Origin of the sequence: Niveispirillum fermenti, assembly GCF_048066175.1 — a bacterium.
Lineage (GTDB): Bacteria > Pseudomonadota > Alphaproteobacteria > Azospirillales > Azospirillaceae > Niveispirillum > Niveispirillum fermenti.
This window is the reverse complement of record NZ_JBLTXA010000010.1, coordinates 143,145-159,028: the sequence shown is the minus strand read 5'-3', so window position 1 is coordinate 159,028 and position 15,884 is coordinate 143,145. Positions and strand designations below refer to the sequence as shown.

General features: G+C 65.7%; 10 protein-coding genes. 5 read left to right on the top strand and 5 right to left on the bottom strand.

Features of this window, described 5'->3' with window-relative positions; genetic code table 11:
- Nucleotides 1-119: 119 nt before the first annotated feature.
- The 3 genes from ACM9LZ_RS12825 to ACM9LZ_RS12815 are packed head-to-tail and all read left to right on the top strand — an operon-like array spanning nucleotide 120 to nucleotide 2,627.
- Nucleotides 120-536 (top strand): alcohol dehydrogenase catalytic domain-containing protein, encoded by a 417-nt coding sequence (locus ACM9LZ_RS12825; RefSeq protein WP_416619867.1) that lies wholly within the window; start codon nucleotides 120-122, stop codon nucleotides 534-536.
- The gene (locus tag ACM9LZ_RS12820) at nucleotides 491-1,201 is read left to right on the top strand and encodes a zinc-binding dehydrogenase (protein WP_416619866.1); all 711 of its coding nucleotides are present in this window, start codon (nucleotides 491-493) and stop codon (nucleotides 1,199-1,201) included. The genes ACM9LZ_RS12825 and ACM9LZ_RS12820 overlap by 46 nt, the downstream gene beginning before the upstream one ends.
- 19 nt (nucleotides 1,202-1,220) lie before the next feature.
- On the top strand, nucleotides 1,221-2,627 hold the full coding sequence (locus tag ACM9LZ_RS12815; RefSeq protein WP_416619865.1) for an aldehyde dehydrogenase family protein: 1,407 nt from the start codon (nucleotides 1,221-1,223) through the stop codon (nucleotides 2,625-2,627).
- Between the two features lie 454 nt (nucleotides 2,628-3,081).
- On the opposite strand, the gene ACM9LZ_RS12810 is transcribed toward ACM9LZ_RS12815, so the two are convergent.
- The 4 genes from ACM9LZ_RS12810 to ACM9LZ_RS12795 all read right to left on the bottom strand — a co-directional run bounded on the left by ACM9LZ_RS12810 (nucleotide 3,082) and on the right by ACM9LZ_RS12795 (nucleotide 10,703).
- Nucleotides 3,082-3,795 (bottom strand): extensin-like domain-containing protein, encoded by a 714-nt coding sequence (locus ACM9LZ_RS12810; protein ID WP_416619864.1) that lies wholly within the window; start codon nucleotides 3,793-3,795, stop codon nucleotides 3,082-3,084.
- Between the two features lie 117 nt (nucleotides 3,796-3,912).
- The gene (locus ACM9LZ_RS12805) at nucleotides 3,913-7,377 is read right to left on the bottom strand and encodes an autotransporter outer membrane beta-barrel domain-containing protein (RefSeq protein ID WP_416619863.1); all 3,465 of its coding nucleotides are present in this window, start codon (nucleotides 7,375-7,377) and stop codon (nucleotides 3,913-3,915) included.
- A 158-nt stretch (nucleotides 7,378-7,535) separates the two neighbouring features.
- Complete coding sequence (locus ACM9LZ_RS12800; RefSeq protein WP_416619862.1) at nucleotides 7,536-8,678, bottom strand: hypothetical protein; 1,143 nt, start codon at nucleotides 8,676-8,678, stop codon at nucleotides 7,536-7,538.
- A gap of 165 nt (nucleotides 8,679-8,843) precedes the next feature.
- Nucleotides 8,844-10,703 (bottom strand): ATP-binding protein, encoded by a 1,860-nt coding sequence (locus ACM9LZ_RS12795; RefSeq protein WP_416619861.1) that lies wholly within the window; start codon nucleotides 10,701-10,703, stop codon nucleotides 8,844-8,846.
- Nucleotides 10,704-11,142: 439 nt separating this feature from the next.
- Here ACM9LZ_RS12795 and ACM9LZ_RS12790 point away from each other — a divergent pair, with 439 nt between their 5' ends.
- A complete protein-coding gene (locus ACM9LZ_RS12790; protein WP_416619860.1) occupies nucleotides 11,143-11,874 on the top strand; it encodes a fimbrial biogenesis chaperone in 732 nt (243 codons plus the stop codon).
- Nucleotides 11,875-11,880: 6 nt separating this feature from the next.
- Entirely contained in the window at nucleotides 11,881-14,460 is a 2,580-nt protein-coding gene (locus ACM9LZ_RS12785) for a fimbria/pilus outer membrane usher protein (RefSeq protein WP_416619859.1), read from the top strand.
- Here ACM9LZ_RS12785 and ACM9LZ_RS12780 read toward each other — a convergent pair.
- On the bottom strand, nucleotides 14,426-15,826 hold the full coding sequence (locus tag ACM9LZ_RS12780) for an amidase (RefSeq protein WP_416619858.1): 1,401 nt from the start codon (nucleotides 15,824-15,826) through the stop codon (nucleotides 14,426-14,428). The two genes, ACM9LZ_RS12785 and ACM9LZ_RS12780, sit on opposite strands and share 35 nt — an antisense overlap.
- Between the last annotated feature and the right edge of the window lie 58 nt (nucleotides 15,827-15,884).

Sequence of the window (15,884 nt, the reverse complement as noted above, 5' to 3'; positions counted from 1 at the left end):
CCTTCTTGCAAGTCAAAAACATACGCTATTTTCAAATTTTGTCATCTTGTTGTTTCTTTTTGCGCTTGGAAAGCGTTCCGCATTTAGTAATCTGTGGCGAACAAGCCTGGGAGAGAAACGTGAAAGCTGCCATTCTGCGCGCCGTGGGAAGCCCCCTATCCATCGAGGATGTGGCCATTTCCAAGCCCGGCCCGCGCGAAGTGCTGATCCGCACCGTCGCGACGGGCGTCTGCCATTCGGACCTGCATTTCTATGAAGGCCATTACCCGACGCGCCTGCCCACCATCCTGGGCCATGAAAGTGCGGGCGTGGTGGAGGCGGTGGGCAGCGATGTGCGCACGGTCCGGCCCGGCGACCATGTCGTCACCTGCCTGTCGGCCTTCTGCGCCATTGCGAACATTGCGTCTCCGGCCATATCAGCCGTTGCGTCAGCCCGGAAACCCAGCGCGGCAAGGAGGATGAGCCGCGCCTGGGCGGTGGCGACACCCCCATGGCGCAGTTCCTGCACCTGTCGGCCTTTGCCGAACAGATGCTGATCCATGAGAATGCCTGTGTGCGCATCCGCCCCGACATGCCCATGGACCGGGCGGCCCTGCTGGGCTGTGCCGTGGTCACCGGTTATGGCGCCGTGGCCCATACCGCCAATGTCCGGCCGGGCGAAACGGTGGCGATAATCGGCTGCGGCGGTGTCGGGCTGTGCGCCATCAATGCCGCCGCCATTGCCGGTGCCGGCCGGATCATCGCCATTGACCGCATCGCCGAAAAGGAAGCCCTGGCCCGGCAGTTCGGTGCCACGGATTTCGTGAATGCCGCCGATGGTGAGACGGTGGCCAAGGTGCTGGAAATGACGCGCGGCGGCGTTCATCACGCGATCGAAGCCATCGGCCTGCCCAAGACGGTGGAGGACGCCTTCGCCATGCTGCGCCGGGGCGGCCGGGCCACCGTGGTGGGCATGATCCCGGTCGGGCAGAAGGTCAGCGTCAATGGCTATGAATTCCTGGCAGAAAAGGTGCTGCAGGGTTCCTTCATGGGATCGAACCGCTTTCCGGTGGACATCCCGCGCCTGGTTGATTTCTACATGTCGGGCCGCCTGAAGCTGGACGAACTGATTTCGCGCCGTATCCGGCTGGAACAGATCGACGAGGCTTTCACCGAGATGAAGAGCGGCATGATCGCCCGTTCCATCGTCACCTTCGCCTGACCGCCGGAAAGCCGAGACCATGTCCGACCATAAGCTGCTGATCAACGGCGTGCTGCGCGACGGCGCCCGTCATATCGATGTCGTCAATCCGGCCACCGGGGCGGCCTTCGCCACCTGTCCCGTCGCTGATCTGGCCCTGCTGGACGAGGCGGTGGCCGCGGCGAAGGCCGCCTTCCCCGCCTGGTCCGCCCGTCCGCTGGCCGACCGTGCCGGCCTGCTGACCCGTTTGGCCGATGCGATGCAGGCACGGGCAGCGGAGTTCGGCCGGCTGCTGACCCTGGAACAGGGCAAGCCCCTGGACCAGGCCGGCATGGAGATCATGGGGGCCATCTTCACCCTGCGCGCCTTCGCCGGCATGAAGCTGGACCCCGTGGTGCAGAAGGATGATGCCAAGGGCAAGGTCGTGGAAATCCGCCGGCCGCTGGGCGTGGTGGCCGCCATTACGCCGTGGAACTACCCGGTGATGCTGCTGATGAACAAGCTGGGGCCGGCGCTGCTGGCCGGCAACACGGTGGTGGCCAAGCCTGCGCCGACGACCCCGCTGACCAGTCTGCTGTTCGGGGCGCTCTGCGCGGAAATCCTGCCGCCCGGCGTGGTCAATATCATCTGCGACGAGAATGATCTGGGGCAAGCCCTGACCAGCCATCCCAATGTGGCCAAGGTGTCCTTCACCGGTTCCACGGCCACGGGCCGCAAGGTGATGCAGGCGGCGGCGGCAACGCTGAAGCGCGTGACCCTGGAACTGGGCGGCAATGATGCCGCCATTGTCCTGGACGACGTCGACCCGATCGCCACGGCCCGCAAGATCTTCCAGGGCGCGATGGCCAATGCCGGCCAGGTCTGCGTGGTCATCAAGCGCGCCTATGTCCCGGAAATGATGTACGATATTTTCTGCGACGAGCTGACCCGGCTGGCGCAGGCCGCTGTCGTGGATGATGGCAGCCGACAGGGAACCCAGATCGGGCCCGTGCAGAACCGCGCACAGTTTGAAAAGCTGAAAGCCCTGCTGGCCGACAGCGCCCGCGACGGCAAGATCGCCGCCGGTGGCACCGCTTTGGACCGGGAGGGCTTCTTCATTGCCCCCACCATCGTCCGCGATGTCACCGACGATGCCGCCATCGTGCGCGATGAACAGTTCGGCCCCGTGCTGCCTGTGCTAAAATACACGGATCTGGATGAGGTCGTGGAACGCGCCAACGCATCGGACTATGGGCTGGGCGGGTCAGTCTGGGGAACCGACGAGGAACGGGCGGCGGATGTGGCGGCCCGGCTGCAAAGCGGTACCATCTGGGTCAACCAGCATCTGGCGCTGAGTCCGATGATCGCTTTCCGTGGGGCCAAACAATCAGGCATGGGCGCAGAACTCGGGCTGGATGGGCTTAAGGAGTACACGCAGGCCGCGATCCTCAACATCAAGCGCGGGTGATAGCGCCCTGAACTGCGCGGGGTTTGCCGGGAGGTGTCAATCAGCATTGAAGTTTGACCCTGTATAGGCGTCGAAAGTCTTCATCAAATAGCCCTCCTTCGATCGGAGGACTCTACTTTATCCCGGACACATTTCCAGGGAGCAGGTCATCTTGGTATCATACCAACGTGCGATGAGTAGAACTCATCGCACGTTGGTCCGGCGGCGACTGCCACAGCACCGCTCGTGCGGCGTCGCTCGCGCCAACGAATGTTGGCGCCGGCAATTGAGGGCGGTGACCAGAACCAATAGGTTCTGGTCACCGCAAAATAGTATCAATCCTCTACCGGATAGAAATGTCACCGATGTACCATCAGGTATCCTGGGTGGAAGCGTGATGGTGCCTGGGATGATGAGGGGATGCGGGTTGAGGCTTCGGTGACGGCACGGCCCGAAAGCCCGGGCAATGAGCGTTTCACCGGCAGACGCCGAAGCGACCCATGTCGAGATGGAAATGGTCGCGATGCAGTGCGTTATATTCCGGGCCGAGCGCCGTGCGGAAGATGTCACAGGCCCCCTTATGCGCATCACGCCAGAAAAGAGCGCGGGGACCTGTGCCACCTTTTTCACTCCAATCACGCAGCAGGACGGTTTCCCGTCCATCCGCCAGCGTGATGGCCGCAATGTCGATGGCATTGGCGGTCGCGTGCTGGCTGCGCCGCCCCCCCTCCCCGCGGTCGGTGCGCACAGCCCGGCACGCATAGGTACCGAAATGGCGGACGGAGACGGGTGTTGTGCCCAGATGGCGTTCCGCCGACGGGATCAGCACATGGCGTTCATAAAGGGCCAGTCCGGCCAGCACCGGGCAACTGGCCGTCACACGCCCCTGGTAACGCAAGGCGGATTTCTGCAAGGTGGCAGCTCCGGAAAGGCCACATCCCGGCTCCGGCCCGACCCGGTCGGGTACCGGTGACACCGACACGCCGGCCCGTTCCAGCCAGGCAAGGCAGGCAGGCGTATCCTCCGCCAGTCGCGCCAATTGCCAGCTTGTCAGCCATCCGGGCGGTTCCGCGGGGTCCGGCAGAGCCCATGGATTCCAGCGGGCGGGAATGAGCGAGGTCAAGCCGCCCCCCTGCCGGGCGGCAACCAGTCCCAGCCCGGCCAGCGCCAGCAGGAGAAGGATGAGCAATAGCCGTTTCACAGGCCGGGATATGGGGTTGAAAACGCCATCTGGCCAGCACTGTCACCCGCCCTGCCGCCAATGCGCCCGCCGCTCCCCGCTGGCGGCACCCCGAACGGTCAAGGGTCAGCCGAAACGGAGACGAATGCCCAGCGACGCGGTGCGCCCCACCTCACCTTCCCGCCGATCCAGGTCGATCTGGGCAAAGGCTTCAAGCCAGCCATCCTTGCGCGCGGTCAGGCCGGCGCCTATCACGGCGGCGTCACGGCCCCGTGCGGCACCGGCCTGATGGAAACCTGCGCCGTCCAGCCTGAACAGGCTGCGAGCAGCCACGTCCCTGAAATCATGATCCCAGCGCACATGCAGTTCCGGCTCAACTATAAGGTCCGCCGTGCTGCGATATCGTGCCGCCAGCCGAAGACCCGCCTCGGACCGCAGTGCATGCAGGTCCAGGTTGTCCACTGAAAGGTCCAGCGCACCTGCCCCTGCCTCCCTGAACCCTTCGCCCGACACCTGATCGTAACGCAGCCCCCCGGCCGCTTCGAACAGAAGCCCGGCCACAGTCGCGCGGTAACCGGCCGTAAAGCCGGCCCCGAACTGGCTGCCCTTGCCATCCGACAGCGCCAGCCGGTCGATGCTGCCGAAGCGGATGGGCCGCCGGGCATCATGGTCGCTCATGCCGAAAGCGATATCGGCCGTGCCGAACAGGCGCCCGTGGGTTATGCCACCATAGGCCGCGAGCATGTAGCTGTTCATCGTGCTGTCACCCCCGGCCCCGTCCAGGTCAGTCCGGACATAGCCGATGGCGGCCCCCAGCCGGGAATTGCCGGGCGCCGGCACATCGAACCCCGTGGTCAAGCCCACCTGATCGCGATCCAGGCCACTGCCGTTGCGGGACCCCAGATTGATGCGGGCCCAAAGATTGGCGGCATTCGCCGCGGCGCTGTCGGACAGGCGCACATCATTATCCGTCCCGTCGATCTCTGGCAGCGCCTGCCCCGTGCCGGATACAGCCCCGCGCCGCAACAAGGCCTGCCGGTCAGACAGGATGTCGCTGAACATCCGAGCCGCGTCCAGCCCGCCACGCACCATATCAGGATGAAGTGCGCCGCCCATCGTCGTCAGCGCGGCCGGGATGGCGGCAGGGGCGGTACGGTAGAGCGCTTCGAACAGCACGCCGCGGTCATTCATCTGGCGCGTGCCCGCCGCAGGCCGGAGAGAATCAAGCGACGCCCCAACAGATCGCTGGCCTTCGTCCAACCCACCGATACCGGCATAGGATGAAGGCGTGACCAGTAACGCCACATCCGTCGATCCATACGAGAGATCGAGGCGGGCACCGGCGGGCAGCCCGCCGGCCGGCTGGTTCAATCCTGTAAATCCGCCGGTGATGCCGCCTGCCGCCTGAAGGATCGTGAAGCCCTGGCCCAGGGCTGGCGTGAAAGAGGTGGCATCGGCTTCGGCGAAGCCGCGAAGCACCGCTGTCACTATGCCATCCGCAGCAAAGCCGCCGGACACGACAAGCCGGTCATGTCGCCCTTCGCCTGCGCCCGCCACGGGACCGTCGATCTCGACACGCAGATCCGCTGTGGCAACACTGACCACATCGCCCCGGATGGTCAACACGCCCGGAGAACGACCAGGAGACAGGGTTCCCGCATTCAAGACAGAACCGGTCACGGTTCCTGACCCAGAAAGAGCCGAACCGGTCACAATCGTCAAGGATGTTGTTTCCAGGCTGCCATTGACCTCCAAGGTGCCGGCTGCGACTTGCGTGCCCCCCGTCAGCCGGCTTTCCCCGGACAGGGTCAAGATGCCGACACCTTGCTTCAGCAAGGTGTCGTTGCCCGTCAGGCTGCCTGTGAAATCCAGCGCGTCGCTGCGATCGAACGTCACCACGCCCTTGGGGCCGGGCAGCAGGTCGGCCGCATACCAGGCAACCCCCTCATAGGCATAACCATCGCTGGTGAACCCTTCCGTCAGGGAGGGGCTGTAGAGATGATTGCCGGTATTGGCGGAAAAGAACCGGTGGATGGGAGCCGCCCCCGGGGCCGCATGGCCCATCGCCCTGAACACGACACCTTGATCCTGGTAACCGCTGCCCGGCAGCAGCAGCCGCTCGATTTCCACGGCATCGGCGGTATAGACATGGTCACCGGCCGCGGCGGAATAGAATTCCCGCACCGCAAGGGTGGCCTGGCTGTTGCCGTCATTGGCGAATGGCACGCCTTGCTCGCCATAACCCTGGGCCAGCAACGAAGCCGCCCGGTTGGAACTGGCCGTCAGCACGGTATCGCCCGTACCGGCATGATGCAGGCGAAAGATGACGGGCAGATTGTCATGCCGGTCATAGGCGGCCACCTGCTGTGCTGCGTAGCTGACGGTCGTCAGCCTGTCGAGGCTGTCTGTGATGGCCAGGGTCTGTGTCGCCGCGGGCCTGGTATAGATCGTACCAGTCACGGGTGTCCGACCGGGACCGCCGGGGGTGTAGATGTCGCTGTAGCCGGCCTCCGCCGCGGTGGGGATCTTGACGTTCAGCAGGCTTCTGACCGCCGCGTCATCCCCTGTCAGGATGATGTCGATGTAATTGTCATTGTCGGCCAGATAATAGGGAGCCGGGATGCCGGCCGGGGGAACCCCAAGATCGGCCAGCCCCACCACCTTCACTATCCCAAGCCCCGGCCCCAGGTCATAGGCCACGCCGTCTTGCGTGATGGTGACCAGCCGGCCCTCCGAATCCACGGCCTGAAGCTGGAAGAACCGGGAAAAGTCGCCGGGCCGGATGGCCGAGACACCGTCGGGGGAAAAGCCGCCATTGGTCAGCAGGCGCAGGCGATAGGTGGCTGCCCCCTGATAGAGAGTGGCACCGTCATTGGTCACCCCTCCCATCAGCGAGACGGGGCCGCTGTCCCCCACGGCAGAGAAACGGCTGAGCTTGGCCGCCAGCAGGCTCGGGCCGGTGACATAGGGATTGCCGCTGGCCGCGGTCATCCCCACCGCCGATTGCAATCCATCCGGCCCGACCAGCATCAGGGGCTTGTCATCGGACACAATCTCCACCGATACCGGATGGATGGCCCCCTCGGTCCCCGGGGTCAGCCTGTTGCCGAATTCCCCGAACACCACAACGACGTTGCGCTCGTTATATTCAAGGTTCGGGTTCAAACCGACGGCCTGCGGGGTCACCACTTCTCCGGTATTGAGGCGAATGGCGATGTCGGTCGGGGCCAGTGTGCCCGGCAGGACAGGCAGGCTGAAAACGATGGGCAGGGCATCGCCATGGATCACCTGCGCGCCATAGCCACCCTGGATCAGGCTGGCAACCGGCGTGGCGGCGGTCAGGGCCCGCAAGGGCGGCTGGGGCGTCAGGGTCGCGAAATCCGCGTTCACCCCGGCCCCGGCTGCCACGGCCAGCCCCAGGGTCGACGCTCCCCCCAGGCCCGGAATGCCGATGATCCCCTCAAAGCCGAAATCGGCGGACAATATGCGGGCCGTCGTCGACCAGATGTCCGAATTGATGACGACCTCGCGCTGAAACTCGATATAGGCAGGCGACACTATCGGCGCCGCCGCTTCCATCGCCCCGTCCATTTGACTGACCCACCCCGTTCAGATCAATGCTTCAACCGATGCCCCGTGACAGGCCCCGGATATGTCCCCGTTGCAGCCAATATCATGAAGATCGACATCTGTCAGCGTCCCAGCGCGGGAACAGAAAAGGGGGGTGTCAGAAGCGCGCCGCAACCGGATCAGGCGGCCCGGGGCACGCCGCCGCGGATGCCCCGCCCCGTCATCATGAACAGAAGGCCGGATACCAGGACAATGGCGGCCCCCGCCACGCCCACCAGCCCATAGCCCCCCTTCCGCAGGCAAACCTCCGCCAGCAGCGGCCCCCCGGCAACGCCGAGCAGCAGAAGCGCCGGCCCGCGGGACGGCAGACGGCCCGTCGGGTCCAGGGTGGCCAGGATCGTGAAGACATAGGGGATGATGGCGATCGTCAGGGACTGGATCATTACGGCGCAGATGGCGAAGATCAAACCGTCCTGCGTGCGGACCGCCATGATCAGCACCAGGGCCAGGGCAAGCGGGATCACCATCAACGGACGGACAAGCCCGAAACGCAGCCCCGCCATCTTGGCGGCCACCGCGCCCATCATGCCGCCCATGGTGGCAAGCGCCATCAGTCGGCTCATGGCCGGCGGATCGATGCCCAGCCGGCTGCCGATCGCCACCTGATGCTGATAGAAGGATGCCTGCCCGACGAAGAACAGAATGAAGGCCAGGGCCGTCGCCGGACCACGCCAGCCGATCGCACCATCTGTCGGCGCCCCCGGCGCATCGCGGGGGCTGCGTCCGGACAGGGACAGCCGGTGCATAAGAAGGGCCGCCAGCAAAGCCAGGACCGACAGGATCAGGAAGATGGCCCGCAGGCCGAACAGGTCGATGATGGTCCCCGCCGCGAAGTAGAAGCTGGCGGCAAAGGCCACCTCACAAATCTGGGCCGTGGCGTAATTGCCCTGGACGGCATGGGAACGTGCCAGCAACGCATTGGCGGCGTTCAGCATCAGACCATGCCCGACACCAAGCCCGATGGCACCGGCGGCAAACAGCCAGGGGGCATGGCCCGCCGCCATGAAACCCGCGCAGATCGCCGCGAACAGGGCGGCGGCCCTGGCCAGTTCCTCGCATGAGACACGGCGGAACAGGTAGGGGGCGACCAGGTTCGACATGGCAGCCGCCCCAAGCTGGCAGGCGCCGACCACACTGCCCCACCATGGCTCCACCGGCAGCAGCCCTTGCACCGAGGTGATCCACAGGGCCATTGCCGTGGTGGCGGAGAAGCCGACGCTGTTCACGACGGCAAGGCTCAATACGCGCTGGGTTGGCGACATCGTCTCCGCTTTCCGCATCCGCCCCGCCGGGCGGGGCCACACCCCGCAAAGGCTACGGCCGGCATGCGGAACCGGACAGGACCGATCAGGGTAGCCCGGGCTGAGATAAGGGTGGCGCGGGCAGAAGGCGGGGTAGGATTGCAGAACGCAGAGCGGGACAGCGGCCTATGCCGCCGGCTTGGACATCCGGGACAGCACACTGGACAGGGCGGCGCCCACATCCTCCAGCCGGAAGGGCTTGGGCAGAAAGGCCTGGATACCGGCATCGCGGCATTGCTGCCTGATATCGGCCGTCAGATTGGCGGAAAGGGCCACGATGGGCACGCGACCGCCCGAGCCCGGCAGGCTGCGCAGACGGCGGGCCGTCTCCAGCCCATCCATCTCCGGCATGGACAGGTCCATGACCACGGCGTCCACGGGGCGACGGCGCACGATGGACAGTGCCTCCGCCCCATTGGCGGCCTGCATCACCTCCGCCCCGTACCGCACCAGCAATTCCGTCGTCACCAGACGGTTCATCTCATCATCTTCCACCAGCAGGATGACGGGCCGCTCTCCCAGCCCGGCACCGTACAAATCCGCAACCGGCACCATGGTGGAAGTCATCGCCGCAGGCTCCATCATCCGGGGCGGCGTATCGGGCTGCTGCACGGTCAGGGCCACCAGCGGCAGGCACAGGCTGAACTCGCTGCCCTGTTCGGGGCCGCTATCCACGGTCAGGACACCGCCCAGCATGTCGGTCAGCGATCGGGCGATGGCCAGCCCCAGGCCCGTCCCGCCAAATCGCCGGCTGATGGAATTGTCGGCCTGGTTGAAGACGTTGAATATCTGCTCCAGCTTGTCGGCCGGAATGCCGATGCCGGTGTCCGTCACCTGGAAGCGCACCCAATGCGCGTCCCCCTTTCCCTTGGATGCGCTGGCGTGGCCCCTGGGCGGGGACGCAACCCGGTCCACGGACAGCGTCACCTGCCCCCGCTCGGTGAATTTCACGGCATTGTCCAGCAGACAAAGCAATATCTGGCGCAGACGCTTGCCGTCGGTGACGACACCAGACGGCACGCCATCGCCCGTGCGCAGGCTCAATACCAGGCCCTTGCGTTCCGCGCGCGGCCCGACACTGGCCATCAGGTCGCCCAGCAGCAGGCCCAGATCCACGGGGCCAGACACCATCTCCAGCCGCCCGGCCTCCAGCTTCGCCATGTCCAGCACATCATCGATCAAGGACAGCAGCGTGGCACTGGACCCGCCCATCACCTCCAGCAGGCGAATCTGCGCCGCGTTCAGATTATGCGTTTCCAGGATCTGCAGACAGCCCTGGATGGCGTTGATGGGCGTGCGGATCTCGTGGCTGATGGTAGCCAGGAATTCCGACTTGGCCCGATCGGCGGCCCGCGCCTGCTCGGCCACAGCCTCTGCTGCCCCCCGCTCGGCCGCCAACTGCCGCACCAGCCGTGACAAAGCGGCCGCGACAGCGCCTGTGGCGAAGGTGACGACCAGAACGGGTTGGGCCAGCCAGGCGACCTGATTGCCCAGATTTTCCAATGCATATGTATCGGCCGGGCGCGTGATGACGACATCGGCCAGGAAGAAGGCCATCATCAGCGCCGCCCCCAGGAAGGCGGCAATCATCGTCCATTCCGCCATTCGCCGCGGCCGCACCCGCCAGATGGACAGGACCCCGGCCCCACAGGCCGCCAGCACGAAACTGCCATTCACCAGTTCGCGCAGCACTGCGTCGCCGCGCGCCAGCGTCACTGCCGTGACGACCGCCACCATGGCCCCCATCGAAAACCAGCGCCGCCAGGCAAAACGCTGCCCCGCGTAAAGCGCCGCGCCATGCGCCAGCAGATAGAAGGCAAGATTGTACAATGTGCTGGCCATTGTGGCCAGGAAGCCGGTGACCAGCGTATGCGGCGGCGGGGACGGGCCCATCAGCGGCATGAGCAGCAGGGCCACGGCAAAGCCGGCGCACCAGAACAGTGCATAGCGTTCCTGCCGGCCATGCAGCCAGATGACAGCCAGCAAGGCGCTCGCCCCCAAAAGGGGCGCCGCATTAACCATCATCAAGGCGTGATCGAGAGTCATTTCCGCAAGTCAGCGCAAGTGCATAAACGCTAGATTGATTTGGCTGCCCATCCTGCAACAACGTCACTGATTCCGCAATCACCAGCATAGGCAACCAAAAAGATTCCGTGACTATTGCTTTCGGGGCCAATTTGTTTTTCCGGCCATGAACCCATTAACATGAATTTTCCCCAATTTTCAGCCCGTGACACGGCGTGACCTATCCGATTGCACGCTGGTTACCACACAAGCACCCTGGCAAGACATGATCCTCATCACAAGCGCGCGACCGTGACAGGCTGCCTTGTTTGAATTGTGGCAATCAACCAAGTCTTGTGATTCAAAGGCCTGAGCAGAAGATGTATTCCTTCCGCACAATCCAACGATCCGGGGCCGAGCCATGACCAGATATATCCAAGCGACGCTGTTGGCAGCGGGCCTGCTGCTGGCCACGGCCATGCCTGCCGCCGCCTTCCGCCTGATCCCCATCGAAATGGAATTCGCGCCGTCGGGCCGCGGTGCCACGCAGATATTCCGGATCGAGAACGATACCCCCAACCCCATCGCCGTGGAGATCCACATCACCCCGCGCAGCCAGGGGGCCGACGGGGAGGACCTGCCGGCCGAACGGTCGGAGGATTGGATCATCTTCCCCGAACAACTCGTGCTGGAACCCAACCAGAACCAGTCGGTGCGCGTGCAATGGACGGGTGATGCCAATCCATCCCATGAACTGGCATTCCGGCTGGTGGCCGAACAGTTGGACGTCGATATCGGCCGGCCACCGTCCCAGGGCGGCCAGGTGCGGCTGCTGGTGCAATACAAGGCGTCCCTTTATGTGGTGCCGCCCGATGCGCGACCTGCCATCAATGTCGTGGAAGCCGGCCCCCACCAGTTGTCGGACGGCGTCGTCATGCTGGTTCGGGTCCGCAATGACGGCACGGCACACAGGATCCTGAAGGATCCGACCCTGACGATGGAGGCCGGCGGGCGGTCCGTCTCCATCCCCGCCGAGCGGCTGGGCGGGCTGGCCGGAGAGAACATCCTGCCGGGCGTCACGCGGGACTTCCTGCTGCCCTGGCCCGAGGGATTGCCGGTCGGGCCGCTGAAGGGCCGGCTGTCCCTGCCCTGACCCGTTATGCGCACCGGAAAGCCTCCGTCTGGGGGCCGTCGTCCGGCGGCCCGTATCCTGCCTCTGCTGGCCTTGGCGGCCTGCGGGCCGGTGCTGGCCGCCCATGGTGCGGAACCGGCACCGGCCGCGCAGCAGCCGACAGCGGCAGAGCTGTTCCAGCGGGCGTTCGGGCAGCGCAAACCGGCCCCCCGTACCCAGAAGACCGACCTGCCCGTATTCTTCGACGGGTTCGAGGTGGGACAGGTGCCGGCCATCGTGGCGCTGGACCCGGCGGAAACCCTGGTGGACCTGACCCGGCTGGCGGAATTGCTGCGCCCGCTGGCCCAGGACGCCCCCATCGCCGATCTGCTGGCCCAGGCCGGACCGGACGGGCATGCCTACCCCACCCGCATGGCACGCGCCGGCATCCAGCTTGCCTATGATGGCGGGGAGCAGGTGGTGAGGGTCACCATTCCCGCCGCGGCGCGCAAGCAGCGCGACCTGTCCGTGCTGGAACGCGGCGCGGCGGCGCGGGCCTACACCGTCATTCCGCAGGCGGATTTATCGGCGCAGATAAACATGCGCGCCGCGCTCGACTATCTCTCGACCCCTTCCGGCCTTGGCGACAGCGGGTGGGGGCCGCTGTCGGTCGTGATGGAACCAGCCGTCAACTGGAAGGGCTGGGTGGTGGAGGCAGAGGTCTATTACCGCGAGAACGCCATGCACACCCTGTCGCGCGGACCCGTGCGGCTGGTGCGTGATTTCACGCAGAGCGGCATCCGGGCCCAGCTAGGCGACCTGTCGGTGCCCGTCACGGGCAATCAGGTGGGCCGTGCCATGGCCGGCCTGTCGGTCGCCCGCAATTTCTCCATCCGTCCCTACGACCTCGTGCAGCCGGGCGGTGCCCGTGAATTCATCCTGGAAAACCCATCCATCGTGGAGGTCATCGTCAATGGCCGGCCCACCCGTTCCTTCCGGCTGGAAGCCGGGCCCTACAATCTCAACAATTTTCCCGGGGCATCCGGCACGAATGATGTGCAGATCCGCATCACCGATGCGTTCGGCCGTGAGCAGACGATCGACTTTCCCTTCTTCTTCGACAGCCAGTTGCTGGCCGCGGGTGTGCAGGAGTTCGGCTACAGTCTGGGGGTGCCGTCGCAGGTTGTGGACGACCGCTACCGCTATGCCGAAAGCGACCCCGTCTTCACGGGCTATCACCGCATCGGTGTGACCGACAACCTGACCATGGCCTTGGGCGCACAGGTGGACCGGACCGAAGCGGCCCTGACGGCGGAAGCGCTGCTGGCCACGGGCCTTGGCACGTTCGGGCTGGAACCCGCCGCCTACCTGCGCCGCCGCGATTGGGAGCCCGATGAAACGGCAGCAGCCAGAAAGCAAGGATATGGTGGAACGTTACGATACCGATCCTATACTAACGGCACCTCTATCCTGGACCATCAATCCATCACGGCGCAGGTAAGCTGGTACGATGCGAATTATCGCAGTTTCGGTTCCACCTTCGTCAACGATACCAGGCTGGATGCCTCCATGCGGATCAGTCAGGCCCTGTTCGAGGACCTGACGGCATCGCTGGGGGGCCGTTACCGTCAGACGCGGACAGACAATCAGGAAGACAGCTATAATGTCGACCTGTCCCTGCGCCGGCGCCTGTTCGATACGGGCACTGTCGATCTGACCTTCAGCCACGGGCGCGACAGTTTCGGAGGCAAGGAAACGGGGCTGTACCTGACCACCCGTTTCACCTTCGACAAGGGGCGGCAGAGTGCCGGCCTCAACCTGGATACGATCAGCCGGCAGCAGCGGCTGGACTGGCGTTTCCAGTCGCTTTACACGGTGGACGCCCTGTCGGGCGGGATGGAATTGCTGAACGGACCGGGTTCGGTCGGCGACCGGGTACAGGGCAATGTCAGCTACACCCACCAGCGATTCGAGGCGCAGGCCAGACACGACCTTGTCCGGCGTGGCCTGAACGATATCAAGGGGCTGGAAAACCGCACCCAGTTGACGGCCGCCACAGCCCTGGTTTTCGCAGACGGGTATTATGGCGTGACACGGCCCGTCACCAACAGCTTCGCCATCATCGCCCCCCATCCCCGCCTGGCCGGCATGGATATCGGGGTCGATCCCATAGACGACCGCTATGCAGCGGAAACGGACTGGCTGGGTGGCCCCATCGTGCCCAACATCACGGCCTATCTGGTACGGCCCATCCTGCTGGATGTGCCGGACGCGCCGGCCAACTATGACCTGGGCGAGGATCGGCCCGCCGTCCAGCCGGGGTATCGCTCGGGAACGGTCGTGCCCATCGGCACCAACGCCGTCGTCAGCCTGACCGGCACGCTGACCGGTCCGGACGGTATGCCGGCCGCCCTGCTGTCGGGGGTGCTGATACCGCAGGGCATTGATGGCGCACGGGAAATCGCCTTCTTCACCAACCGCAGCGGCCTGTTCCGCATCGACAGCGTGCGACCCGGCGACTGGCTGTTGTCCATCCACGGGAGCGACAGCCCGCCCACCCCCATCCATGTCGCTGCCGATGCAGAGGGAGAGATCAGGCTGGGGCCCCTGGTGCTGTCCCCGCCCTGACACCTTCTGCCGTCGCGGCAGCCAGCGCCGGCAGGTCGGGTCGGCGGTCCGCCCAGTCCGTGACGCGCTGATAGCCATGCCCCAGCGTGACCAGCATGGCTTCCCGCCAGGGCGTGGACAGAATCTGCAACGATACAGGCAGCCCTTCCGCCGTCTCTCCGCAGGGCAGCGCCAGCGCCGGCAGGTCCAGCCAGTTGGCCATGCGGACATACCGGCTGAAGGGCAGCTTCCCCTCATCCAGATCGGCCAGCCCGGGGGCTGGAACGGGCACGGTCGGCGTCAGCAGCGCATCGAACTCCTGTGCCCAGGCATGGAAAACGGGCTGATCCCGACCACGGGCCTTCAATATCTTGGATATTTCCGCATCCGGAATGTCAGCACCCCCGCGCAATCGGGACAGGACACCCTTATCTATTTCGGTTTCGTAACGATCAACACGATCGCGCCATATCCGCCAGGCGCGGCCGGCCATCAGCAGTCCCGACGGTTCGACACAGGCTTGCGGTGAGAGAGGTGGTGCCGCCTCCACCAGCCGGGCGCCCAGCCCTTCCAGCCGGGCCAGGGCGGCGAAATAGGCGGCCCCCACCACAGCATCGACACCATCCAGATAGCGGTCGGGCAGCACAGCCAGCCGGGTGCCGGCCACCGGCGCGGCCAGGGCGGCGGCGGCATCGAAGACAGCCTGCCGGGCCAGCCGTGGCGAAGGGTTGGCCGGGCCGGCGGCCGGGTCGGCCAGAACGGCCAGCAGGTGCGCCACCTGCTCCACCGTCCGGGCCATGGGGCCGATCGTATCCAGTTCCGGGCAGAGCGGCAGACACCCCGCCATGGGCACACGCCCGCCCGTGGGCTTCAGCCCCGTGACATTGTTGAGGGCGGAGGGAATGCGGATGGACCCGCCCGTGTCGGTGCCCAGCGCGGCATCGGCCAGACCCGCCGCCACGGCCACGGCCGATCCGCTGGAAGACCCGCCGGCCACGCGGACGGTGGCGGCATCCCACGGATTGCGCGGCGTGGCCGTGGCCCGGTTGACGCCCCAGGTACCGAAGGCCAGTTCGACGGTGTTGGCCTTGCCCAGCACCAGCATGCCGGCCCCGGAAAGGGCGGCGACGGCCGCCGCATCCGCCCCCGCGTCCCCTACCACGGGCGTGCGGCATCCCCCGCCGGTGGGCAGGCCCCACACGTCCAGCACATCCTTCACGGCCAGCGTCCGACCCGCCAACGGTCCTCCCATCCGCGGAGCCCGGTCCTGGCCCCACGCCCGTTCGCGCACCCATTCGGGCTCGACCAGCGCGAAGGCGCGAAGATGCGGATCGAAGCGTGCGATCCGGGCCAGCGCCTCTTCTGCCCGCGCGGCGAAATCAGGCATTCCCGTCCCCCTGGCTGTCATGTGAAACCGCCTGATCAATAGCGGCAGACAGCGCGGG